Origin of the sequence: Corallococcus sp. 4LFB, assembly GCF_046520365.1 — a bacterium.
Lineage (GTDB): Bacteria > Myxococcota > Myxococcia > Myxococcales > Myxococcaceae > Corallococcus > Corallococcus caeni.
This window is the reverse complement of sequence record NZ_JBKGHJ010001149.1, coordinates 1-757: the sequence shown is the minus strand read 5'-3', so window position 1 is coordinate 757 and position 757 is coordinate 1. Positions and strand designations below refer to the sequence as shown.

At 68.4% G+C, this 757-nt stretch carries 1 protein-coding gene; it reads left to right on the top strand.

The genetic code is table 11. The features are described 5' to 3' along the window. Positions 1 to 757, top strand: a 757-nt coding sequence (locus ACLEQD_RS44635; RefSeq protein ID WP_410391957.1) for an AMP-binding protein, incomplete at both ends; no start/stop codon positions are given.

The window sequence follows — 757 nt, the reverse complement described above, 5'->3', positions numbered from 1 at the left end:
CGTGCGTCGCGCTGTGCCTGGAGCGCTCCGTCGAGACCGTCGTCGCCCTGCTGGGCGTCTGGAAGGCCGGCGGTGCCTACGTGCCGCTGGACCCGGCTCAGCCTGCGTTGCGCTTGCAGTCCCTGGTGCACGAAGTCTCCACGCCCGTCGTCGTGACGGTGGCCCGCCACGCCTCCGCCTTCGAGTCCTCTTCCGCGCACGTCGTTCGCCTGGATGAAGACGCTGCCACCCTCTCCCGGCTGCGCACCGACGCACCACCGGTTGAGGCGCATCCGGACTCCCTCGCCTACGTCCTCTTCACCTCTGGCTCCACCGGCAAGCCCAAGGGCGTTGCCGTCGCGCACTCGCAACTCTTCACCTACGTCGATTCAGTGACGCAGCGCCTTGGCCTGGAGTCCTGCGCAAGCTTCGCGCTTGTCTCCACCTTCGTCGCGGACCTGGGCAACACCGTCCTCTTCCCGGCCCTCACCACGGGTGGCCTGCTGCACGTCCTCACGCAGGAGTGCGCCTCCAGCCCCGCGGCCCTGGCTGACTACTTCGCGCGTCACCCCATCGACTGCATGAAGGTGGTGCCTTCGCACCTGGCGGCACTGCTTACCGCGCCCGAGCCTCGCCTCGTCCTGCCTCGCAAGCGCCTCGTGCTTGGAGGTGAGTCCTCCACCTGGGCCCTGCTCCAGTCCGTCCATGCACTCGCTCCGGACTGCGAAGTGCACAACCACTACGGCCCCACCGAGACGACTGTCGGTGTCCTTGCTGG